Source organism: Neorickettsia helminthoeca str. Oregon (assembly GCF_000632985.1).
GTDB classification, from domain to species: domain Bacteria; phylum Pseudomonadota; class Alphaproteobacteria; order Rickettsiales; family Anaplasmataceae; genus Neorickettsia; species Neorickettsia helminthoeca.
The window spans coordinates 142,610-167,349 of sequence record NZ_CP007481.1 but is presented as its reverse complement, the minus strand read 5'-3'; the positions used below and the strand labels follow the sequence as shown (position 1 = coordinate 167,349).

General features: G+C 41.6%; 20 protein-coding genes. 13 read left to right on the top strand and 7 right to left on the bottom strand.

Annotated elements, in window-relative coordinates; all coding sequences use genetic code 11:
* Nucleotides 1-204 precede the first annotated feature (204 nt).
* The 7 genes from NHE_RS00765 (at nt 205) to NHE_RS00735 (ending at nt 8,086) form a co-directional block, all read left to right on the top strand.
* Nucleotides 205-654 (top strand): hypothetical protein, encoded by a 450-nt coding sequence (locus NHE_RS00765; RefSeq protein ID WP_198014747.1) that lies wholly within the window; start codon nt 205-207, stop codon nt 652-654.
* A 109-nt stretch (nt 655-763) separates the two neighbouring features.
* Nucleotides 764-1,339, top strand: a complete 576-nt coding sequence (efp, locus tag NHE_RS00760) for an elongation factor P (RefSeq protein ID WP_038558922.1) — start codon at nt 764-766, stop codon at nt 1,337-1,339.
* Nucleotides 1,336-1,560 (top strand): hypothetical protein, encoded by a 225-nt coding sequence (locus NHE_RS00755; protein WP_038558919.1) that lies wholly within the window; start codon nt 1,336-1,338, stop codon nt 1,558-1,560. Before efp ends, NHE_RS00755 begins: the two co-directional genes overlap by 4 nt.
* Nucleotides 1,547-2,908 carry an amidophosphoribosyltransferase gene (purF, locus tag NHE_RS00750; protein WP_038558916.1) on the top strand — a complete coding sequence of 454 codons (1,362 nt, stop codon included), beginning with the start codon at nt 1,547-1,549 and terminating at the stop codon, nt 2,906-2,908. Before NHE_RS00755 ends, purF begins: the two co-directional genes overlap by 14 nt.
* A 260-nt stretch (nt 2,909-3,168) precedes the next feature.
* A complete protein-coding gene (locus NHE_RS00745; RefSeq protein ID WP_038558914.1) occupies nt 3,169-6,240 on the top strand; it encodes an efflux RND transporter permease subunit in 3,072 nt (1,023 codons plus the stop codon).
* 192 nt (nt 6,241-6,432) lie between these two features.
* The gene (locus NHE_RS00740) at nt 6,433-7,416 is read left to right on the top strand and encodes an AI-2E family transporter (RefSeq protein WP_038558911.1); all 984 of its coding nucleotides are present in this window, start codon (nt 6,433-6,435) and stop codon (nt 7,414-7,416) included.
* Complete coding sequence (locus NHE_RS00735) at nt 7,394-8,086, top strand: P-loop NTPase family protein (protein WP_051579506.1); 693 nt, start codon at nt 7,394-7,396, stop codon at nt 8,084-8,086. Before NHE_RS00740 ends, NHE_RS00735 begins: the two co-directional genes overlap by 23 nt.
* An 18-nt stretch (nt 8,087-8,104) precedes the next feature.
* Here NHE_RS00735 and NHE_RS00730 read toward each other — a convergent pair whose 3' ends face one another.
* Nucleotides 8,105-9,502, bottom strand: a complete 1,398-nt coding sequence (locus NHE_RS00730; protein ID WP_038558908.1) for an NAD(P)H-dependent flavin oxidoreductase — start codon at nt 9,500-9,502, stop codon at nt 8,105-8,107.
* Between the two features lie 185 nt (nt 9,503-9,687).
* On the opposite strand from NHE_RS00730, the gene NHE_RS00725 reads away from it, so the two are divergent.
* From NHE_RS00725 to purH, 3 genes are all read left to right on the top strand, one after another.
* On the top strand, nt 9,688-10,104 hold the full coding sequence (locus NHE_RS00725; protein WP_038558905.1) for a hypothetical protein: 417 nt from the start codon (nt 9,688-9,690) through the stop codon (nt 10,102-10,104).
* 279 nt (nt 10,105-10,383) lie between these two features.
* Nucleotides 10,384-11,307, top strand: a complete 924-nt coding sequence (locus NHE_RS00720; RefSeq protein ID WP_038560389.1) for an ATP-grasp domain-containing protein — start codon at nt 10,384-10,386, stop codon at nt 11,305-11,307.
* A gap of 231 nt (nt 11,308-11,538) precedes the next feature.
* Nucleotides 11,539-13,011, top strand: coding sequence for a bifunctional phosphoribosylaminoimidazolecarboxamide formyltransferase/IMP cyclohydrolase (gene purH, locus NHE_RS00715; protein WP_038558901.1), 1,473 nt, complete (start codon nt 11,539-11,541; stop codon nt 13,009-13,011).
* A 93-nt stretch (nt 13,012-13,104) separates the two neighbouring features.
* Here purH and glmU read toward each other — a convergent pair whose 3' ends face one another.
* Complete coding sequence (gene glmU / locus NHE_RS00710) at nt 13,105-14,466, bottom strand: bifunctional UDP-N-acetylglucosamine diphosphorylase/glucosamine-1-phosphate N-acetyltransferase GlmU (RefSeq protein ID WP_232215002.1); 1,362 nt, start codon at nt 14,464-14,466, stop codon at nt 13,105-13,107.
* A gap of 104 nt (nt 14,467-14,570) precedes the next feature.
* On the opposite strand from glmU, the gene NHE_RS00705 reads away from it, so the two are divergent.
* From NHE_RS00705 to NHE_RS00695, 3 genes are all read left to right on the top strand, one after another.
* Entirely contained in the window at nt 14,571-14,831 is a 261-nt protein-coding gene (locus NHE_RS00705) for a monovalent cation/H+ antiporter complex subunit F (protein WP_038558898.1), read from the top strand.
* A gap of 148 nt (nt 14,832-14,979) precedes the next feature.
* Nucleotides 14,980-17,823: a YhdP family protein gene (locus tag NHE_RS00700; protein ID WP_038558895.1), complete on the top strand. Its 2,844-nt coding sequence runs from the start codon at nt 14,980-14,982 to the stop codon at nt 17,821-17,823.
* Nucleotides 17,824-18,070: 247 nt separating this feature from the next.
* Nucleotides 18,071-19,381: a 3-phosphoshikimate 1-carboxyvinyltransferase gene (locus NHE_RS00695; RefSeq protein WP_038558892.1), complete on the top strand. Its 1,311-nt coding sequence runs from the start codon at nt 18,071-18,073 to the stop codon at nt 19,379-19,381.
* Between the two features lie 13 nt (nt 19,382-19,394).
* On the opposite strand, the gene NHE_RS00690 is transcribed toward NHE_RS00695, so the two are convergent.
* From NHE_RS00690 to NHE_RS00670, 5 genes are all read right to left on the bottom strand, one after another.
* A complete protein-coding gene (locus NHE_RS00690; RefSeq protein ID WP_038558889.1) occupies nt 19,395-20,438 on the bottom strand; it encodes a quinone-dependent dihydroorotate dehydrogenase in 1,044 nt (347 codons plus the stop codon).
* A gap of 112 nt (nt 20,439-20,550) precedes the next feature.
* On the bottom strand, nt 20,551-21,225 hold the full coding sequence (gene ispD / locus NHE_RS00685; RefSeq protein ID WP_038558886.1) for a 2-C-methyl-D-erythritol 4-phosphate cytidylyltransferase: 675 nt from the start codon (nt 21,223-21,225) through the stop codon (nt 20,551-20,553).
* Between the two features lie 6 nt (nt 21,226-21,231).
* Nucleotides 21,232-22,659 (bottom strand): ATP-dependent protease ATPase subunit HslU, encoded by a 1,428-nt coding sequence (gene hslU, locus NHE_RS00680; protein WP_038558883.1) that lies wholly within the window; start codon nt 22,657-22,659, stop codon nt 21,232-21,234.
* Between the two features lie 26 nt (nt 22,660-22,685).
* Nucleotides 22,686-23,249, bottom strand: coding sequence for an ATP-dependent protease subunit HslV (gene hslV, locus NHE_RS00675; RefSeq protein WP_038558880.1), 564 nt, complete (start codon nt 23,247-23,249; stop codon nt 22,686-22,688).
* A 73-nt stretch (nt 23,250-23,322) separates the two neighbouring features.
* Nucleotides 23,323-24,597, bottom strand: a complete 1,275-nt coding sequence (locus tag NHE_RS00670; protein WP_038558877.1) for a M16 family metallopeptidase — start codon at nt 24,595-24,597, stop codon at nt 23,323-23,325.
* Between the last annotated feature and the right edge of the window lie 143 nt (nt 24,598-24,740).

Here is a 24,740-nt window from a genome sequence, read left to right as displayed (position 1 = left end):
TCACTTATTCTGGAAAGCATCACATTGTCAACGTGCCTGATTTCCTGCACAAATCCGCCGCTTCGATTTCAAAAGGCACAATTGTAATTTTGAACGAAATTTAGTAGATTCTAGATGTGTGTGAGTTCATTTGTTTTGTTGTACTCATCCTAGAATTAATTTATTAAGCCTTCTGGGTGGTAGGGTGATCGGTCACCCGAGGCTTTGCCGTTATCACTGCTGGAAGTCTTAGGGCGGCGTCGCTTTTTCTTTGATATGAAAAAATATATCTTTACTCTCTTGTTACTGTTGGTTCCCTCATGTACGTATAGGAATGCCATACATGGCTACCTAACAGAAAGTCCAATCAAGATTGGGGAGCGTAAGGCGGTAGTGCAGATAATGTCAGGTGATCCAACTTTGATCGACGGTAACAACTGGTACTACGTGAGGATAAATACACGCTCAGATTCTGTGGGATTGAGAAACAACTATTCATCCACAGTGATACAGGTGACTTTCGATGGTGAAATCGTCAAAGACGTCAAGAAGATAACCATGACGAACGAAAAGGCAACCCACATTAGTAGAGAAGGAAGTGCAGATGGGGACTCCAAAAAGGCGCTACTGAAGTTACGGAAAGCCTTCTCTGCCTCAGAGAGCAAGAAAGACTGAACTATCTGTTACGTTAATCCTTTTGCGGGCTGCGATCAGGTACCTATATATTGAAAATATCTTGTTTTCCGGGTAACATCGTGTCGCTGCCTTCTTCTTTCGTTTTATTATGTCGCAAAAAATACTGGGAAATGATATCAAGGTCGGTAATATCCTTGAACATAAGAACGGCCTCTATTATGTACTGAAGCGTGAGCATGTGAAACCTGGTAAAGGTGGTGCATTCGTGAACGTCGAAATGAAAAGTATAGACGGCGCTACTAAGCTGAATCACAGATTTAGGTCAGAAGAAGTAGTTTTCAAAGCTTTCATTGACGAGGAGGAATACCAATACCTCTTCAGTGAAGCTAAGAGCGTCATATTGATGAACCTATCAAATTATGAACAGATCTCTATTGATGCCTCCTTGTTTGAGGGCGTATCAAAATATCTTAAGGAAGACGTTTGTGTGAAGCTGCTCAAGCACAATGAGAAAGTCGTAGGAGTGAGACTCAAAGACAATCTAGTCTACACAGTCGAGGAGACAGAGCCCTACATCAAAGGGCAGACTATAACATCCTCATACAAACCTGCTACCTTAAACGGTGGCCTATTGAAGGTAATGGTCCCTCCTTTTATCAAAATTGGGGACCAGGTAGTCGTGAAAACTGAAGACGGAACTTATGTCGAACGTGCCGAGAAATGATTGAGGGAGCTCTTTTATCATTGATCAGTGACCTGGATGCACATTCGCAACTTACGCTCCCCGTGATCACAAAGCAGTGTGTAGATTGCAAAAAACGTTACAGTCCGGATAGCTTTGCTCCGAACAGCGCAAGGATGAGGCTCTATGACCTAATACATCGAGATTCCTCCACACAGCAAAATAACTTAAGTGAAGAAGAACAAAATCATGAAGATAAGTGACCAAGCAAAACTGCAGGAAAAATGTGGAGTTATCTGCGTCACAGGAGTCCCTGATGCAGCGGAACTCTGTCTCACGGGGCTCCATGCCCTGCAACATAGAGGTCACGAAGCATTCGGTGTGGCATCTTCGGTTGACGGCAAGATAAATGTCACACATCGCTTGGGGACGGTCATGGCTAATAGTGCTGACGTACCTAAGTGTTCTTCCGACAAAGCTATAGGCCATGTCAGATATTCAACGAGTGGGAACGCTAGTTTCTCCCAGCCAGTCTACTTGAGGTGCCCTTTCGGTGAAATAGCCATAGCGCATAACGGTAACCTTATCAATGCTGATGAGCTGAGGGAAATTCTAAAAAAGAGGGGCTGTATTTTCGAATCAGATGTCGATACCGAAGTACTAGTACATTTACTAGCCTTATCAAAGGAAGAAACCTATATAGGAAAAATCACAGAGGCATTACAGCAGGTAAAAGGCGCATATTCATTGGTTTTATTGATAAACAACGAAGTCTTTGCAGTGAGAGATCCACACGGTGTAAGACCGCTGAGCTTGGGTAGATTGGGAGATGCGATAGTCATAACTTCCGAAACCTGCGCACTTGATATTCTCAAAGCAACTTTCGTACGAGACGTTGCACCCGGTGAGCTGCTCGAAATAAAGACTAATGACGTAATATCACACTTCCCACTTGAAAGAAAGGAGAGGAAATTCTGCATATTCGAATATGTATATTTTTCCAGACCTGATAGTCTACTAGAGGGTCGAAGCGTATACACATCCAGAAAGAAAATAGGAATGCAGCTGGCACATGAAAGTAATACCAAATCTGATATGGTAGTTCCTGTATTAGACTCTGGAATGGTTTCCAGTATCGGATATGCAGAGACTTCAGGTATACCACTAGAGCTTGCTATAACAAAAAATTATTATTCAGGTAGGAGTTTCATAGAACCAACACAAGACCTCAGGCGCATTAGAGTCAAACTGAAACATAATGCAAATAGGGAATTGCTGCAGTCCAAGAAAATCATTTTGATAGACGATAGTATAGTGAGGGGTACCACCCTTAAGCTCCTGATCGCCATGTTGTGGGAAGCAGGAACCGAAGAAATCCATGTAAAGATAGCAAGTCCACGAATGATGAATCCTTGTTATTATGGCGTGGATACTCCAAATAAAAAGGATTTAATCTCAGCTAATCTTTCAGTCGAAGAGGTAAGAAAATATTTAGGTGCGACAAGCCTATATTTCTTGAGTCTGGAAGGACTCTATAAAGCAGTCTCAGGTAGTGATGTACGAAAAAACTTCTGCGATGCTTGTTTCACAGGTGACTATCCCATCAAGTGAGATCCTTACACTGGTAGATACCTTAAAGATCCCAGATTCATATCTAAAATCGTAGAAGATGGAACATGATGCTGGACATCACTTGATATGGGGGTTTCAGTATGGGTCAAAGTTACATGCTAGCACTTGCTGAGTTACATATGGTATCTTTGAACCACTAAGTTGATACTCCTAATGCTTCCCTCCCCTATCGTAGATAGTACTAAGAGCTCTAAGCCGTATCAGTCTAGAATCGACATGATTTCATCTTGATTGAGTTGATGTTGGACTTTTTATTGAAAAGAAACAAAGCGGTCATAGTGCTTTGGTTGATCTTGATCGCTTTTGGATCTTATGCCTGCTTCGTGATTCCGAAAGAACAAGCACCTAGTGCGGAAGTACCATATATTCTGGTGAATACGGTTCTAGGCGGAATTTCGGCTAAGGACAGTGCTAAATTTCTCTCACAGCAACTTGAGGATTCACTTCGTTCTATAGAGCATCTCAAAGAAATCACATCACAGTCGATGGAAAATACATCGCACATACTGATGGAGTTTGATTTTGGATTCGATAGTGCGAAAGCCATAGCAAGTATAAGAGACGAGCTGGACAAGGTAATGAATAAATTACCAAATAATACTTTCAGACCGACTATAAAACGCATCAGCACAGAATTGATACCGGTGGTGGCAGTAGTGGTTTCGAGTGATCTTGGAACGGAAGAGACATTAAAAATTGCGTCAAAACTCCAGAAAAGACTGAATTCTCTTCCGAATGTGCTTTCAACTAAGATGATCGGAAAACGCAATACGATTGTAGAGATTACAGTCGATCCAAAAATGCTGATGGCATACAACATAAGCATGCATAACATTGTCCAGACATTAACACAGAATAATATTCTCATTCCTTCTGGGAGTTTCCCTGGCACTGAGTACTCGATCTCGGTGAATGGTTTAGTCGAACAAGTAAATAAAATTAAGGAGCTCCCTGTATTGGCTCATGGAGACAGCCTCTTAACCATTGGTGATGTAGCAAAGGTCGAAACGGTACTTGAAAAAGAAAAAAGCATCTCAAGGATCAACGGGGTGGACACAATCGTTGTTGAGGTGTCCAAAATGATCGGAAAAAACCTTTTAGAAACCATCCAACAGGTAAACGCGGAAGTAATATCACTGAAAAGAACTCTATCCGAGGGTGTGCGGATCTCAATAGAGTTTGATACTTCAAAAGAGGTCACAGAGGTACTAATAGATTTGAAAAATAATGTCATATTGACGACCATCTTGGTGGTAGGAGTGATGGCTATCTACATAGGATGGAAAATAGCATTCATGACAGCTTTTACAATACCAGGTTCCCTTCTTGTCGGAGTGCTTCTGATTTACGTAATGGGATTCACGATGAATATCGTAGTTCTGTTCAGCCTAATCATGTCAATTGGGATGATTGTAGATGCAGCAGTAATAGTCAATGAGTATGCCGATAGGAAAATGCTTGTTGGTCTTTCACCTACACTTGCATATCGTGCAGCAGCTGCAAAAATGTTCTGGCCCGTATTATCCTCTACCGGCACGACTTTGATAGTACTAGTACCTCTCCTTTTCTGGCCGGGCTTGGCAGGGAAATTCATGAAATTTCTTCCGATTACGCTGATTTTTACGCTCTCTGCATCAGTGGTAATGTCCATAGTATTCACACCGGTACTAGGAAGCATGATAGGTACCCCATCAACCTCAGACCCAGACAAGATAAAAAGAATCGCTGCAATAGACTCAGGGGATGCAAGCGCAATGAGTGGTATACATGCAAAATATTACAAGTTATTAGATAAATTCTTGGACTACCCCAAAACACTGATTACATCAATTCTGATGATTGTGTTACTTGGTATAGTAGGTTACTGGTTTTTCGGTAAGGGATTCCAATTTTTACCTAACGTAGATCCGAAGAGTACTACAGTCTTGATCAAGGCAAGTGATAACCTCACACTCAAGCAAAAGAGGCAAATTGTCGAAAGTGCTGAGGAGAAAATTTGTTCGTTGCCTGGAATAAAAACCTGTTATACAACGATCGGGACACTAGACAATGATGCGATAGGAAAGATACAAATCGAATTAATCGACTGGAAGAAACGTAGGACTGTCCGTGAGATCAACAGTGAGGTGGAAGAAAAAATTGCTTCAATTGAAGGAATACAGTTCGAGCTTCTAATCCAGAGGGATGGCCCTATACAGGAGAAGCCAATCAAAATTGCTGTAAGCGGCACGTCATATGAAAATGTCAGACATGGCGCTATGGTCATTAAGAGTCTCATTACTAATATAAAAGGCGCAACGAGTATTACGGATGATGCCATAACTGAAAAACTTGGCTGGTCTATAGTGATAGATAAGAAGAAGGCTAGTCTATATGGGGTTGATACAGCTACTATTGGACACTATGTTATGCTCGCAACTAAGGGTGCACTTGTTGGTGAATACAGGGGAGACGACTATGATGAGAAATTGGACATCCTATTAGTTCTCCCTGAAAAGGAGAGAAACGTAGCATCAGTAATGAATATGATGATTCCTTCGCATAATGGCCTAGTGCCGTTATCGTCATTCCTGACAATAAAGCCTGAAAACAAAGTCACTTCAGTGAAGCGTGTAAACTCTGATCCGACAATACACATACATGCAGATGTATTGCCTGGATTCCTGGCACATAACATAGTGAGCACATTAGAGAAAGCAATTAAAAACCGGCCAGAATTATCATCGTTAAGTATTAGGTTCAAAGGCGAGCAACAGGAACAAGAGGAGACTTCACGCTTTTTGTTAGTAGCATTTGTTGCTTCAGTATTCTGCATGATATTAATACTGTTATTACAGTTCAACAGTTTTTATCAGGTTTTCATTATCATCGCCGCAGTGGTTTTATCGACTGGTGGAGTAATTTTAGGTTTGCTAATCACACATCAGCCGTTCATAGTTGTCATGAGTGGTATAGGGATCATTTCTCTGGCGGGCATTGTGGTGAATAACAATATACTCCTCATTGATGCATATAACGACTATGCAAGTGAATCTGAGGATAAGAAGCACTCGATTATGAGGGCTGCATTATCCAGATTCAGACCAATATTACTCACTTCTGGAACAACAGTGTTAGGGCTATTACCAATGGTAGGGTGCATTACTATAGATTTTATAAACTTCGGGATCACATACGGAGCACCAGCGACACAGTGGTGGCAAAGTCTCTCAACCACTGTAGCTGGAGGATTATCTTTTACGACTATTCTGACGTTGTTCCTGACACCTGCTCTGCTGATGCTCATGCCTGATAAACCAAAAACTAAATGAGCCCACACTACAGCAATGATCTGCTAAACTGAAGAGTAATACTTGCGCTACTCGGACGTGGAGAGAAAAGTAAATTGACCGTGGTGTACAATCAATTCAGACAGAATTGTGTGCATTATCAGACTGTTAAGTTTAATTTGCACACAAAAATGTTACTGTTATAAACTCACCTAGACGCAGATTCCGTATCTTATGCTCTTAGCTTTTGTATTTGCTTTTATCTTTGCATGTTTTCTCGAAGGATATACAACAAAATTAGCTATCATGCTGGGTTCACGGAAGCTTGCTTCTTTCTTCATAGTGACTCTCTTAAGCATTCTAGTTGTCATAATATTGTCACTAGCTCTGCCGCTGCTGTATCATCAACTTATCCTTTTTCTGAGTGGAGCTCCACAGCTTCTTGCTTCGATCAACAAGCACCTGCAGACTGTTGCTCCAAACTTATACAATTTCCTCGAAACACAAGGGATAGCATCAGTGCTGGACTATACATTAGCACTCCTACCACAACTTTCTTCGCAAATTACTCAGCATTTATGGGACTCCACACTTGCGGTTGCAAATGGCATCATCTTGGTGATCTTTACTCCGCTAATTACATTCTACTTACTCGACGATTGGCCTGTCATAGTCTCCTCGGTAAGGGAAATGGTACCTTTAAGGTATAGGAAAGCTTTCAAAATCGATGCGCAATTGATAAGTGCGAGTATATCTGGATATCTTTCAGGACAAGCGAAAATCTCCCTTATTCTCGCGATCTTATATACAGTTCTGTTATTTTTCGCTGGCCTACCATATTACTTTCTCATCGGTGTCTCGACAGGCATACTCACAATCATACCTTATCTTGGGAATATAACTGGACTGGTTATCGCGCACTTAGTAGCTTTCTCTAATGCTTCGAATGTTCTCGATGTGCTACCCATAACCCTAATCTTCATTGCATGCGGTATAACAGAGAGTATGATTCTATCCCCAAAACTTTTGAGTAAAAGTGTGAATTTACATCCACTTTGGATTATATTCGCGATCACGATTGGAGGTATCCTGTTTGGATTTACTGGTATACTTTTAGCAGTACCTTTTGCATCCATAGCTGCGGGATTTGTTCGGTTGGGTGTCGCATATTATAAGGAAAGCTCATACTACATAGATGAAACAGTTGATACTCATTGATCACCCAGAAAGGAAAAATGATTATTCAGAGGTGGACTATTTCATCTCTGACAGCAATGCAGAAGTGTATAATTCCGTGATTGGAAATCAGTCACATCAGCCGCCAATCATCATCAAGGGGGATTCTAAATCCGGGAAGACACATATAGGAAGGATTTGGGTATCGAAGCACAATGCACGCATCCTCTCCAATTTGGAGAAAGAAACGACATTTTCGATGTATCATAACTGTCTCGTCGATGATATAGATGAATTAAAGACTCAAGCGGAAATTGAAGCACTACTCCACATCTACAATAACGCCGTGGAAAATAAAAAAATGCTTCTGATGACTACAAGAAGTCTGGAATTCTCAAATGTATTACCTGACCTACGTTCAAGGCTGCGCGCGACTACGACATTCACAATTCCATCGCCGGATGATGAATTGTTACGTGTTATTGTAAGGAAGCAGTTTTATTTACGTCAGATTAGGGTCCCTGAGAGAATTGTTGATCTGATACTGCATCGTGTGGAGAGATCAATAGAATCAGTTATAGAATTTATCAGTCTGCTGGATAGAGAAGCACTTCGCAAAGGGAAACCTATATCGACCAGGCTCTTACAGGAAATCACAACCCTAAGAGATGGCTGTGACAGCACTATCAACAGAACAAATACACTTACTTAGGGATGATGCTCGGAAAAATCACTCACCAGCTAAGATTTTCTCAACTAGTTCTTTTACCGTTGGTATATATCCATCCTTGTATAGAGGATCTGTGGAAAATCTGTGTGCATTATGTCCAGCAAAGGCCAACTCACGATCAGGATCAGCGCCGTATATTATGTTTTGTAGGGTCTTCTGTATACAGAAACTCCGCGGATCTGGTAATTCGCCGGTTGTATAATCATCATGATCCTTCCAGTTACTGAATTTACAATGACTCAAACAGCCCATACACTCTATTTGATCATTTCTAATTTCGGCAAACTTCTCGGGCGTGAGAAACAAAATAGTACCATCTGGGGTTTTAACAACTTCCTCATATCCCTCTGATAGCCACTTCCTGACTGATGTTTCGTCACAATGTCGGATAAAGACTTTTTTCCTTCGAGTACCATACTCAAATGGGACAATGAACTCTTCTTTCTCAACTTCCACATAAGGAACCTGCCTTTCTGAGCGATCGACAAGCTCTCGTATAAAGGCATTTTTTAGTGACGATGAGTAAAATCCAGTCGGACTGAACTTGTGCAATAGAACTTCGCCCTTTTTTGTTCTGAGTAGTTTCTCCTTCCACTGCCTGGAAATTGGGCTTTCTTGGGTAATCAAAGGCCGCGTACCAAACTGAAATGCGATAGCTCCAACCTCATCACTGTCTATGAAGTGCTGCCAATCCGAAAGAGACCAAACTCCGCCAGCCATGACTATAGGAACTTGTGTCAACCCGTTTTCATTCATCAGTGTTCGTAGCTCGACAACCCTGGGATGCGGATCCTGAATATTATCCGGCCTATCAGTATTACTCAGGCCGTTGTGTCCCCCAGCAAGCCACGGATCTTCATACACAACACCTCCGAGAAACTCACTAAGCTTTCTGTAGGAGCGCTTCCATAATATTCTAAACGCCTTAGCAGAGGAAACTATCGGATAGTAATACACTCTATATCGAGTCGCAATTTCCGCAAGCTTATAAGGCATACCAGCACCACACGTGATGCCGTGTATCAAGTTACTCACTTTCGAAAGCACGCCCTCCAATACTCTTTCGACACCTGCCATTTCCCAGAGCACATTCATGTGGAGTCTTCCCTCACCTCTGGAGCACTCATGAGCGATCCTGGCCTGGCTTATAGCACCTTCGATGCTATACTCCATCAGTTCATCGTGCCTACCCTTCCTGGTCTTGCTGTGATACCTGAGTGGCACCACCTCACCATTATCGTCGATGAGTTTTGCGTTCACCCCGGAGAACGTCCCAACACAACCGGCAGCAGCGAAAGCGCCAGATGAAACACCGTCACTGACAGCGACTCCTTTACCACCCTCTATGATAGGCCACACAGAACGCCCTGAAATACATAATCTCTTTATAATTTTCAATTTGACCTAGCTGAATACGGACACCAAGATTATAACACAACACTCACGCATGCAAAGCAACCTAGGGTTACTCCTTTACAAAAAGAGTATAGGAAGGTAATGTCAGAATCTAAAGATTATCTAATGACACAATCCTTGCGATCCAGAATTAGCATTATCCAGTTCGAGTATCAGCATTTATCGTAATGATAGATATAAAGGGCCTTAATAAACAGCAGATTATGAGTGGGTTGATCAAGAATGCTGTGATAAAAAATCAGCCACTTTTAAGGTATACTCCTGCATTGCATCCTGGGATATTCCAATTAACTTATGCAACGCTTTCACTTGCAACTGGGTCACGTTTTCGTCCAGGACACCCAGTTCGGATGCTGCTCCCATCCTTAGAAAAGGCACTACGCACATTACTGACTCAACAACAGAACACAAGGAATGACATAATGCGTCGGCATTCGGATTATCAACTGAAAGTCTCGCAACACAATGGAACCCCAATAAATGTAGACCTAACAGGTGATGCATTTGATACTAGAGCATATAATGACAGATATGGCCCCGGGGAAGCAGAGCGTATTGTCAACATCGTGAGGAGAATGCATTAGGAACCAATATACGTCGAACAAAGTAGCAGAAGCACCTGGAATAGTAAGTAACTGACCTTCCACTCATTAAAACGGAAATCCGCCTTGATACTTTTCTCAGATTTCATAATTCAATTGGCCTGACAATGTGAGAGCACAAACTGTAACTCCATTGATGAAAAACTGGGATGTTCCCTTGATAATTTTTTGGACTCAGTCAGTCCAAAACGAAGACACATTTTGATTCTCAAAAAGAAACTGTATAACTTAACTTCAACAGATCTGAGAAAGAAAACGGTAGTGAAAATAGGAATCCAAGTAATATCTCTGTCCAATCTCGGAAAAAGTACTACTTACCTCATCGGAGAAGCTCTAGAAAGAGAGTGTAATATTTTCATCTATCCGGTAGAGACGCTCTCTATATGGGATGGTCGTGTATCAGCAAGAGGAAAGATGGTTACAACATCCTCCGAGGGAAAAGTATCACTATCCGAGAAGGAAGAAGAGGTGAATCTCAGTACCTTGGATATGCTACTTATGAGGAACGATCCTCCATTTGATATGAGCTACATCACTGCGACCTACATGCTCGAGCGATGTGGAACACTTGTTATCAATGAACCAGAAGCAGTACGTGGTTTCCCTGAAAAATTCGTGGACTACTATAATGACGCTCCGCCGACCCTTATTTCCAGAGAAATCCGGAACATACAATTGTTCTTCGAACAATACAAATCAGTGGTACTGAAGCCATTATATGAGTTCGGTGGAGATGACGTAATGAAATTTGAATCATTCGACGAGTCAACACAGGAAAAAATCCATGAACTTATCTCCAAAACTGGAACGCCAATAGTAGCTCAAAAATTTGAGGAATCCGTTCTTGAAGACGGTGATAAGAGAGTCGTGGTGTTAGATGGGAAACTCCTTGGCTGTTTCCGAAGGAAGAAAGAGGGTAGTTTCATCACCAACATGTGCAAGGGAGGAGATTTTTCCTCCTGCATACTCACTTCGAATGAGGAAGAGAAATGCTATAGAATCGCTTCAGATTTGAAAGAACGTGGTATAACCCTCGCAGGAATAGACCTAATTGCAGAAAAAATAACGGAAATAAATGTCACATCAATAGCAGGCATCGCTGAACTACATCAACTCTACCACATAAACTCAGCGGCAAAGTGTTTCGATGTGTTCGAGGAAATGATCTGGCTTAGGAAAAAGTAGGGACAATCCTTGAAAAATTTCCATCAATTAGAGAATCATTTCCTGGAGTTCTAGACAATAAAAATAGAAAGTGGTAGTACTCTCATATAGCGTAAGAAGGCAGTTTATTCTAGGATTACTGTTGGATGTTTCTCATCTATCTTAGTGCTGTAGTTTCGTTGATGAAGTCTTATTTTGTGTACTCGGGATAAAGAGTGGCACAAAGATTTCTTTGAATTTGATCAGAGTAAGATGATAAAAAGAGCCCTGATATCTGTTTATGATAAGACCAACCTCTTGTCACTTGCAAATAAATTGAAAGTTGTAAACGCCGAAATCATTGCAACTGGAAAAACTTATGAATACCTTCTGGAGAATGGAATCGATGCAATAAGGCTATCTGATTATACAGGCTCTCCAGAAATATTAAATGGCAGAGTGAAGACTCTTCATCCGACTATTCATGTGGGTATACTGGCAGATCCCGATTTACATAGTTCCGAGATGGCAAAGTATGAAATACATTCGATAGATTTGGTCGTAGTCAACCTGTACCCATTTGAGGAGCATGTACGAAAAAGCGCTTCGGAAAATGAGATAATCGAGAATATAGATATAGGGGGGGTCTCACTATTGAGGTCAGCTGCAAAAAATTTCAGGAATGTTTGTGTTCTCTCTGATCCAAGTGATTACGCTCTGTTTGACGTGAACTGCACGTTAGCTTTCAGGACCAAGATGGCAAGAAAAACCTTCATGCGTGTAGCAAGGTATGACTGTAAAATCGCAGATTGGTTTTCCTCGTCATTGACGCTGCCCGAGAACATAAACATATCCTTGACGAAAAGAACTGATTTCAGATATGGAGAGAATCCTCATCAGAACGCTTCTTTTTACTCTGACGGAGAGCTTCCATTTAAAAAGATCCAGGGCAAAGAGCTGAGTTACAACAACCTATTGGATCTCGATAGTGCACTAGCGATTGTAGCTAATTTTTCCAGTCCCGCATGTGCGATCATAAAGCACAACAATCCTTGTGGTGTGTCCGTAAGCAAGGATAGCTTATATGAGGCCTATGATAACGCATTTGCTGCAGATTCACTGAGTGCATTTGGAGGCGTAGTCGCTTTCAACCAAATCGTGACAAAAGACGTAGCGGAAAAAATATCCAAGACTTTCTTTGAAGTCGTAGTTGCGACTGGTATTACTCAGGATGCAGAACTAATGCTACAAACTAAAACGAATCTGCGAGTCCTTATATATAAGAAATACACACAGCCTGATAGACATTTCATAAGTTTACTTGGAGGTTTCTTGGTACAGTCTTGTAACGCCAAACTTTTCCAGGATTTCGAAGTTGTCACGAACAGAGCTCCAGATGATGAAGAGACAAATCAACTGATTTTTGCCTGGAAAGTCTGTAAGTATGTGAAATCAAACGCTATAGTCACTGCTCGGAATTACACCACTGTGGGAATAGGTGCAGGTCAGATGAGTCGAGTTAAGAGTGTCGAAATAGCGCTTGAAAAAACGCAGGGAAATCAAGGGCTCGTGATGGCTTCAGATGCTTTTTTCCCATTTGCAGACAGTATAGAGCTTGCTGCGAAAAGTGGGGTCACTGCCATTATCCAGCCTGGTGGCTCGATAAAAGATAACGAAGTAATAGAAGCAGCTAACAAACATAACATCGGAATGATCTTCACAAGGATGAGGCATTTCAGACATTGAGGCTTACAATACATAGTGATGCTGCCATGCTACAAGTCCTCTGCGTAGGATGCAGGGAAATCCACTCGATGACCTGAGGAGTAGTGATGGATGTTATTTTATGGATTTGTTTACTTGCATTGCCCTTGAGATTCCCAACTTTTTAGGCGGCACGTCTGATGTGATGGTACTCCCAGCAGCGGTACGAGCCTCAGCGTGGATTCTCACTGGGGCAACAATAGTATTATTTCCACCTATGAAGCATTTTTTATCAATTTGCGTATGATGCTTTTTTTCAAAATCAAAATTACAGATCACAGTTCCCCCTCCAATGTTGGTCTGATCACCAATTGATGCATCACCTATATAACTCAGATGTTTGACCTTCACACCTTGCCCAATTGTGCTGTTTTTTACTTCCACGAAATTCCCTATGACTGCATTTCCACCGATATCACTGCTACCGCGTATTCTTGCGAACGGCCCCACTTTCGCAGCAGAACCAATGGCGACACCTTCCAAAAGAGAAAATGGTAGAATCTCAGCACCTCGGAATACCTTCACACCAGGGAAAAATATCACATTCGGATGCACTATCACATCGGACTCTATATACGTATCATATGCGAAGTAGACAGTATCAGGATCAATCAACCTAACACCAGCACTTAGAAATCTAGCCCTCTTCCTCTCCTGAAAGAATCTCTCAGCACGAGAAAGATCAGCCTGAGTATTGATACCTATCCCCTCACTTTCCTGGATAATATTGAACCCTACATTCCTGGAATCCCGGGCCATGAGGTTCACAACATCCGTCAAATAGTACTCCCCTTGCCTATTTGAAGCATCGACAAGGCTGATGTATTCTTTGAGTAGTTTCACATCTATGCAGAGAATACCAGAATTGGCAAAATTTAGTACTTGCTTCTGTTCCCCCTCAAGCTCTGAATACTCAATAATCCTAGAAACTTTCCCTTCGGTAATCATAAGACGTCCATACTCTGAAGAGGAATCCATCACTGGGAAGCCAAGTAGTGTAGCATCATACTTTTCCTGACTTTCTAACAACGCTTCTATTGTCCCCTTAGAAATCAAAGGAACATCCCCATATAAAATCAGGACATTCCTGCTATGAAGTTCTGGTAAGGCACATTTCACCGCATGAGCTGTACCTTTCTTTTCACGCTGGAAAACCTTCCTAACGGAAATATGGGTAACATCAACAAAATCCAATTGGGGACCGCAGACCATAACAGCCTCTTCAAATCCAAGCTCCTGCAGTAAAAGCAAATTGTGATTAATAAGTTCGAGGCCACCTACTCTATGCACTACCTTCGGTAACTGGGAATTCATTCGACTAGAATTACCCGCGGCAAGTATCAAGGCCTGCGTAGTTGAAACTCCAAGACTCATTAAGGTGATAAATTTACCTGCTAGACTAGCAATCATGTTAAGGGCAAGGTACCTATCTTGCAAACTCGGTATCTAGACTACAAAGACTCTCTTCCCATCCAATTATGAGATTATGAGAATCTGGTTTACTATTAAAGGCGAAGCTCTAAAAGGTCTCAACAACTTAGATGTTTTTTGCTACATTGACGATACTACTGAGCAGCATGGCTGTACTCCTGCTTGGTGTGATATTTTTCTCAGAAAAACATAGTAAGATCCTAGCTGCTAACTCTCTAGCTACACATGCAATGATCCTCGCTTGTTTATATCCAAATCTCACAGTTGATAGCAATTCCATAGATATCGCTCTGGTGTACTCACTCACTGCGTTCATCGGATTGGTAGCCGTGACAAGCTTCGTCCTGTACGGAGGTGTTGGAAAACGCTGAACTTATACAATAGAATTGGGATTGGATGTATGTGGCCAGATCATTAGATTAGAACATCTTTTCCAGAGTGGAAGCTAGCACGGAATAGTTCGATCAGCTGCTTTGTCCAGACTTTTGCATTTCCACTTCCTCCGGGGTATTTTTGTCGATGAAGGTAAAGATCGTTATACTTCTCTTCTTGCTTGCCGTTTTCTCGCCGTTTTTAGTCTACAAGTACAACAAGAACTTATCACAGAAGTTTGTCGAATATTACATCAACAGCCGTTTCAGCAAATTCAAGACTGGAAGCCATATTTCCTTCACTGACTTCGATATTAGGAATTCCGATAATTTTAAAGAGTTAGTACTAAGTAAAGTTACCGTCGATCTGGGATCTAAAAAAGTAGCTTTCATCGAGGAACTCCGATTCTCTTTTCATTGGAACTTTCCTTTCACGAAACTGTATCCAATAAACATGACTATCTCGGGTGCAGACATAGAGATACCATTCGAAGCTGGGAGGGACAAAATGATTAGTCTAGAAAACTATCAGGTAGACCATATTTTTTCCGTCATCGCGCTTTTGAACACTGACTTATTTATACAAAACATCAGATTCAACGGTTATACAGTCAGTGAGGGATTCATAAGAATAAAGAAAATGAATCATAGAAACGTTTTACAACTTGGGATTCACGAGGAGAAAGCGGGAATAGAATTAGAAATGGTGCAGTCTCAATACGATACCATTGCGGTCAGAGTGACTAATTTCGATCCCAACGAGAGTGTTTTCTCACCTCTGATCAAAGGGCTATCCAATATTGATATTTCGAATGATAGTTTCACCTTCAGTGGGTATGCTGTCCTGAACTTAAATGAGAAAAAGATTCAAGGAGCAGTCAGGGATCTCCGCGGATCTGTAAGCAAAAAAATCAGAAAGGAATCAAATTTTCAATTCGAGAATGGAAGCTTTGTGTTCAATGGAACCCTAGAAAACCTAGAACTCAATAATGTGAAAATCAAAATCGATGGTACAGAATTCAGAGGCAGACTCTTGCTAAAAGACGGGCTGTCATTAGAAGGAAAGATCGAGAATCTAGTAGCAGGAGACATACTAAAATACTGGGGGAATGATCTTAATCCTGTAGCAAGAGAGTGGTATGAGGAAAGCATACAAGGTGGAATTATAAAACAGGCGGATATCAAGTTCGAAAGTAAGTCAGGAGATCTAAAAATCGAGGACGCGATTCTCGAAGGTGTAAAAGCGAGAATAGCGATCACAGAGCCTGCAGATATAGAAAAACGTTTCATTGACGTAGAAAAAGTATCAGGCAAACTGAGTCTATTGGGCGGTAATCTAGAAGCTATAATTCATTCGGGGGAAATTGATGGCACAAATTGCAAAGGGTGTAAAATCAGAATCAACGACGACGCAATCAAAATAGAGGGCGAGCTTGTTAACAATCTAAATAAACTCGTGCTACTTGGTGAAAAATTCAGCCCGCAGATTATTGCTGAGGTGGCTGAGCAAGTAGCTATAAGGACGCTCAAAGGCAAAGGTATTGTAGATTTTCTTGTGCAGATACCAACTTCAGCAACTCAGGAGATAGATACTGTTATCAATATCAAGGCAGACAATATTCAAGCAGCACGATTCTATAAAGCTTTTCATATAGAAAATGGAAGCATGGAACTAAAGATCACTAACAATGATGCCGCAATGCGGGCAACATTACTCTCCTCGGGAGAAAAAATAGATCTATATCTGGATAGAAATTCAACGGACCAAATAACGAAGTTCACGATCAAGGGTACAAGCAAGTTAGAACCTATCAAAGAATCCGGCTTTTTGCCTGAGTTTATCTCATTGGCGGGTAAAGTCACTGGGGAAGTAGCAATAAACCTCCTCCCGAACAATGAAGTAGATGCAGTAGGTAGGATTGGAACCAAAGACGTACAAGAAGACATTTCCCAACTTTTTGGGTGGGAGAAAGATCCGGGTGCAATTCTTAATTTTAGAATCAAGACTCGGGATGGGGAACATAATTTCGAAGTCCTCGAAATTTTAGGGAAAAAGATGGACATCCGTTTTGAGGGTAAAAGCAACGGCAAGGAAGCACTATTCAACAGCAAGGCATTGCAAATTAATGACTCACATCTGGATTTGAGCTACGTGCTTAAAGGAAATACATCGAATTTGAGAATCACTTCAGAGGCAATAGATTTGTCTAGAGCAGAAAAACTGGCCTCTCTGACACAGCTCGAAAATAGAAAAAGTGACCTCAATGAGAATATATCAATCAAAATAGCCAACCTGAAACTAAAAAATGAAATTTCAATGAATAATCTGAGTCTGACCTTACAAGAAGGTGACGGTAGTCTTTCAGGGATTTTCAGTGATGATAGCATTCTGCGAGCGAGATTCAGTAAAGATGGAGGTATCAATGTAGATAGCACAAATGTTGGGACACTTCTAAAAGGTCTTGGATTTAAAAGTGGTATAATAGGTGGTAGAGGAGCCTTACACATGGGTACGAAGAATATGAGAACTAATAGTGGGGTCCTGAAAATAGAAAATTTCTATATACAAGATGCACCAATACTGGCGCGTATCCTTTCTCTAGCTTCACTGAATGGGATAATGAATATCTTGAATGGTGAAGGGATCTTTTTTGATAGATTTTTCTCAGAGTTTAAGTATGCAGATGATGTATTTTATATTTCTGAGTCATGGTTGGAGGCTACACCTATTGGATTGAGTGTGATGGGTATTCTGAGCATTCCTGAAGAGAAGCTCATTCTACACGGAAGCGTAGTACCACTGTACCGAATCAATCAATTAATTTCGAAAATGCCTATCATAGGAACATTGTTGACAGGTGGAAGAAATCGCGGAGTCATCGCAGCAGAATATACTCTGACCAGGAAACAAGGAAAGTCGAATGTATCTGTCCACACGTTGACGACGTTTACACCGACGGTATTACATAAGTTTTTCAAGGTATTCGACTAGATCGGTCATTGTGTTTCTGTCTGGCGGATTTTGAGTCGATGAAAGTGCTCTAGACTTATAGATCTTCGAAAGCGTGAGAAGCCTACAATCGTTACTTCCTTTCATATGTATGAACTTCTTAGATATTTTGCTTTCAATGCAAAGGTAATAGGTCTATACTTACCTGTAGCCTACGATGCCTTTACTTCACTTTATTCAGTACTAACGACAGCTACAAGAATTCGTAGGCTTTCTATGAAGAAAAACGATGGAAACCCAGGGTTGCACAATCAGAAAGATCGCACCTTTGAAGGGACTGTATAAGGTTCCGCCCGACGAGTCGTCGTTGCAAAGAGGTCTATTTATTCTGGCTCAAGCTGTGGGGAAGTCTACTATCTCTCCTTCTTTTATTTCTGACAGTACCGTCAGTACAATGTGCTGTCTACAGCATCTCGGTGTGGAGATTAAAAGAATCTCGGATTCCAGAATAGAAGTGTATGGTGTCGGTGTACGCGGACTCAGTGCACCTACGGACGTATTGAACATTGGAAACTCCAGAATAGCCATGCATCTCCTGCTTGGAGTTGTTGCCAGTTATTCTTTTCAGACGATAATTACTGGGTATGGACACTTCCTTGATAAGTTCAAGATAAAGGGTGTGAAACACTTTTCCGATATTGGAATTGAAATAACTTCATGTACTCTACCAACTATTGTCAAAGGAAATGATTATTGTGTTCCACATATACATATACTTGAACATTCCTGTTCTCAGATTAAAAGCGCGCTCTTGATGGCCGGACTCAATACAAAGGGTACTACAACCATTGTGGAACCTTTTTCTGGTAGCACGAATCACACTGAGTTGATGCTTAAACATTTAGGTGCGGATATCACAATCATTCGCAGCAAAGAGAATACAAAAACAACCATCTGTGGGATACCTGAACTGCGTCCACAGGATATTATAATCCCGGGTGATCCTTCTATTACGCTCTTCTTGGTTGCAGCAGCAACACTCATCCCTGGCTCCGAAATCACGATAGAGGGTATTTGCTTGAATGAGGATCGTCTCAGAGTATACAGAATCCTCAGAGAAATGTCTGCCGACATTAATACAACAATATCAGGTAAGAATTTAGGAAACAAAATAGGTAGCATTAATGTCAAAAGCGCTCGACTCAATGGTGTCACGATTAAGGAATCTGATATTTCTATAGATAATTTTCAGATTCTACTCTTTTTGCTTTGCACTGCAAATGGTAAAAGCTCCATAGAGAACAACAAGGGACTCAAGATAAGTAGTAAACTTCATAAATTCATAGAAATAATGCAGGAGCTGGGCGCGATAATTGAGGTAACAGATACAAGCATCAACATTGAAGGCACGACCTTAGATGGTGGAAAGTCAATCAATGCCCGCTATGACTACCTTCTGGGTAACATATTGATCCTATCCGGTTTTGTCTCGCGCAAACCGATCACAATGTATAATTATAGACCTCACTGGTTTGACCTGTACTATAATGCAGATAAGGTGAAACCATCGCATAATGGAAAAAAGTCTACACACAGTTAGTCCTGGACGACAGCTAGACATCAAGACCTATTGCCTCATTTATGGATCGGAATCCATCTGATTTGATTCTCTGTGCTAATCCCTTTTTTATCTCATTAAGCAGCCCAAAACCTTGGTAAGTGAAAGCGGTATAAACCTGAATCAGTGTAGCTCCATTCCTGATTTTGATGTACGCCGTTTCCACATCTGAAACGCCACCGCAACCGATGAATACAAGCCTTCCTCCTGCATATTTATACATCTCTCTTAACAATGTCGTGGAAAGCTCAAAGAGCGGAGCACCACTTAAACCCCCGTATTCCACTTTACATTTACTCTTCAATTTCTCCCGACACCCAATTGTAGTGTTTGCCACAATGATCCCAGTAACTTTTTGTTTCACAGCAAGCTGCATAATGTCTACTTTAGCCTCATCGGTGAGGTCAGGTGCAACTTTAATAAAAATCGGCATCCCTTCTACTACAGCAGCTTTAACGGAAACCAAGAGCTGCTGTAGTATTTCGATTTTCTGCATGTCCCTCAGCTTAGCAGTGTTTGGAGAGGAAATATTCAATGTCACATAATCAGCAACCTTGGACACTCTTTTCGCTAATCGTGCGTAATCAGAAATGGCATCTAGTGAGGTGGCATTTTTCCCGATGTTCACACCAATAGGCGGCAACGATCGATTATATTTCGCTTTCACAAGTCGCTTTAGAAAATATTCGACACCCTTGTTATTGAATCCAAGACGATTTATAACAGCACGATCCTCAGGCAACCTGAACAGACGCGGTTTTGGATTCCCTTTTTGCGGTTTTAATGTGACAGTCCCAAGTTCGAGGAAACCAAAACCTGTCCTACTTAAAGGATTGACGCATTCAGCATTTTTATCAAAGCCTGCCGCGATCCCTACTGGGTTTTTGAAAGACAAACCGCAGACTTCATTTTCCAAAACGGGATCCTCAAACGAGTTCCTACTAATGCCGGGAAAGCATCTCAAGGCTATGCAGGTGATTTCATGAGCAAGAGAAGGCGGTAAACATTGCAGCAAGCTTACCAGGAGCTTTTCACACACTTTATCTGAGAAAGAAGACGCGCGGCCAAATTATCGACTATCTCAATTATATTTTCAAGTTCAGTATGAATTAGAGGGGCAACGGTAATAGATCAAGTCTGCTTTGATAAACCTAGGATAACAAAAGAGTCGCGACCTCTAGATCGAACGGGAATGTAATCTTGAAGTTTTTCTGATCCCCTGGGATAAGTTTCACTTTTATACCGCTGGTCTCCGCTAATGTGACATCATCCGTATAACTTCCAGAGGAAGCAGTATACGCATCCAGAATCTCCTTAAAAATAAAACCTTGTGGGGTTTGTAAAAAAACTAACTCTTCTCTCTCGAGAACACCTTCCACATAATCACTCCTCCTTTTCACAACGGTATCCCGGACCTCGATTGCAGGCACTACGCCTTGAGCACCATTCAATAGATGCTTTATCACAGCATCGATTAATCCGAGTGAGACAAGTGGTCTGACCGCATCATGTATGAGTACGTAATCGGGTTCATGTCGTTTTAGATCCATAAGACCGGAAAATACGGACTCAGCACGAGTACTACCAGCCTTCGAGCTAGAAACCATTCTCCTATCGAAAATCTCTAATATCGATGAATAATATACATCATGTAGAGGATTAACTACCAATTGTATTCGGCTAATTTCGTGATGCGCCAAAAACGCTTCAATAGTATGCTGCAGCACTGCCTTACCGGAAAATCTCAGATATTGCTTGGGGGAACCGGAAGACAGCATCCTGGACCCAGATCCTCCAGCAACAATAACTACAGCGATTCGTGGCATGTAATACTACAAAATGAATTTTGACAGATCCAGCTTCTTGATAATGCTCTGTAGATACTTATCAACATACTCGCGATCAATAGAGAAGGTCTTACCCTTGTTCTCCCCGGATTCAAAATTGATTTCTTCGAGCAGCGTTTCCATAATCGTATGAAGACGTCTTGCACCAATGTTCTCGACTTCACTATTGACGGTAATAGCGGCTTCAGCAATGGCACTCACGCCATCCTTAGTAAACTCAAGAGAGACCCCTTCAGTTTCCAACAACGCACAGTACTGCTTAAGTAGACTAGATTCAGTTTCTGTAAGTATGCGTGTCATATCACCGACATCTAGGGAATCAAGCTCCACTCTTATTGGTAGACGACCCTGTAACTCTGGTAGAAGATCGGAGGGTTTAGCAAAATGGAACGCTCCTGAACCGACGAATAATATATGATCAGTTTTCACGACCCCATACTTCGTGACTACTGCGGTTCCCTCGAGCAACGGCAGTAGATCCCGCTGCACACCTTCCCTATTCACTTCACCACGGACTTCCGAGCGAGCACAGATCTTATCTATTTCATCGATAAAGACCATTCCCTTGGTTGTTACCAGCTCAAGTGCATCTTTGACTATCGCATCCTCATCGAAAAGTTCCTCGACCTCAGCATCGATAAGAATTTTCCAAGCATCTTTTACCTTTACCCGTTTTTTCTTGAACTTCTTACCGGCGCCGAAGACCTTATTCATCATATCGCCGATATTCATCATGCCGATCTGTGTACCTGGCATTCCCGGGACATCCATTGTGGGAAAACTATTTTGCGGAATATCACGTATATTTATCTCAATCTCTGACTCATCTAGACTTCCCTCGTCTAATTTCTTCTCGAAAACTGCTCTTGTATTAGCCTTTCCAGATCCTGAGTCCCCACCTTCAAGATCTTCTTCATCATCCTCAACTTTTTTTCCTACAAGTGCATCAAGTATTTTCTCTTTGGCTGAACTTTCAGCTTCCTTTGCAAACTCTCTACGTTTTTGATCTTTCACTTGTGCCACGGCACTATCTACAAGATCCCTGATAATCGATTCAACATCCCGCCCGACATAGCCAACTTCTGTGAATTTTGTTGCTTCGACTTTTATAAATGGGGCGCCTGATAGATTTGCAACACGTCTCGCTATTTCAGTCTTTCCGACGCCCGTAGGTCCGATCATCAATATATTCTTCGGAATTATCTCATCCTGTAGCGGCTTTGGAACATTATTCCTCCTCCAACGATTCCTTATAGCGATGGCAATTTTTTTCTTAGCCAACTTCTGTCCTATGACAAACCTATCTAGATAGCTAACAATCTCTTTAGGGGATGCAGAATAAGCATCCTCTAAAAGAGGTGCAACATCCTTTTCGACCGCAGCAGAATATTTAAAGACTTTATCTGTACTCATTTTTCAAACGCCAATCTAACTACCAATCATTCATCTTTTGAAGCACAATCAATTGTTTCGACTGTGAAATTCTCATTTGTGAAAACACAAATTCCAGCTGCTATCTTCATGGCAGACTCTGCGATCTGATAAGCATCCAGATTGTCAGCATATCTAGATAGAGCCTTGGCAGCTGCCAAGGCATAATTTCCTCCTGAACCGATCGCAGCCACATTGTCTTCCGGTTCAATGACATCTCCTGCACCGTTCAGTATAAATGTACCACGAGCATCAGCAACTATCATCATTGCTTCCAGCCTACGAAGATATTTATCCGTTCGCCAATCTTTCGCCAATTCCACACAAGCTCTCAGTAACTGTCCTGGATGGGCTTCCAATTTCGATTCAAGACGCTCAAACAGGGTAAAAGCATCCGCAGTGGAACCAGCAAATCCAGAAATAATCTTTCCATTAGAGAGGCGCTTTACTTTCTGCGCAGTTGATTTCACTACAACTGCATTTCCCATAGTGACCTGTCCATCCCCAATAATCACAACTTTGTTATCCTTCCTGATAGAAAGAATAGTAGTCCCGTGCAACTCAATACCCATTTACAATCTCCAAAAACCCAACTTGAACAATCTTACTCCAAGCGGACTCACATTCTCAGACAAACATTACGACTCATTTTAGTATATCTAGCAACTTTTCATACTCAGGCAACCCATCTTTTGCACCAATAGAAGCAAGACTTACTTTCTTTTCCGTAAGCATGAGATTCGCAATTGCTGCAACATCCTGTACTGTTATCTCATTAATCACTCTAGTAATGGTTTCACCATCGAGGTACTTCCCGAAATAGTGGAACGACTTTCCTATATAAGAAGCACGCGATTCATTACTCTCCAAACCCATTAGGAGTGAGGATTTAATTTGCTTTTTCGCTCTTTCGATTTCCTCCATAGTCAGCGTACTCTCGAGACGAACTAATTCTTCTAGGACAACTGTCACCAGTTCCGTGAGCTTTTTCGGATCCGCGGAAGAATAAATACCTATGATCCCGGAAGTCTCAGCAGGAGAATGGAAAGCGCTGATGGAGTATGCTAACCCCCTTTTCTCCCTGACCTCCTGGAACAATCTTGAGGACATGCTTGCACCCAGGAGTATAGTCAGAATCTTGGAAGAATATATCTGAGCGATGCTATCCTGATATGACACACCTGGAAAGCCCAAAATTATGTGAGTCTGTTCCAACTTTCGCTCTTCTCTGTACTCCCTGGGTTGGTATACAGCCGGTGCCGGATCTTTTTTACTTACATCCACAGACTTCATATCCGCGAAATATTTTTCAGCTAAGACAAGGAAGACATTAATGTCCACACCACCCGATACAATCAGCATCATATTTTCTGGGTAGTAGTGTTCACTTATGAATGAAGTCAGATCGTTCTTTGTGAAATTTCTCACATTATCCCTAGAACCAAGAATTGGTCTACCATATGGTTGATCAGGATAAATGGTTTCAAAGAAACGGTCGAAAATGATATCATCCGGAGTATCTTCGGTCTGCAGGATTTCTTCTAGAACCACCATTTTTTCACGTTGCAGCTCCACATCCGGGAAAACAGAGTTATTGAGCACATCTGAAAGGAGCTCCATACCCTTATCTAGGTATTCTGCTAATACTTTCGCATAGTATATAGTGTAGCCCTTACCGGTGCAGGCATTGAAATGACCGCCGAGTTCATCGAAATCCTTTGCTATTTGCTCTGCTGTCCTGGTTTTAGTACCTTTGAAGATCATATGCTCAAGAAAGTGAGCAATGCCATTATTCTCCTGTTGTTCGTAGTTACTACCGGCTCTAACCCATATCTTAATCGAAACAGAATAGTTACCCGGAATATTATCCACGAAAACGGAAAGGCCGTTCGTGAGACGAGTTTGTATCAGATTTTGCACTTCCAGAGGAAAAACTTAGCGCTGATTCTAGCACCGGGGTGCTGAAAAAGCAACGCAAGAGGGCTAGAAGCCACCATAGAACTCGTCTCACCGGGAAGAGATACCGACCCCTATCTAAAAACGCTAAGAGAATTACACCTCTC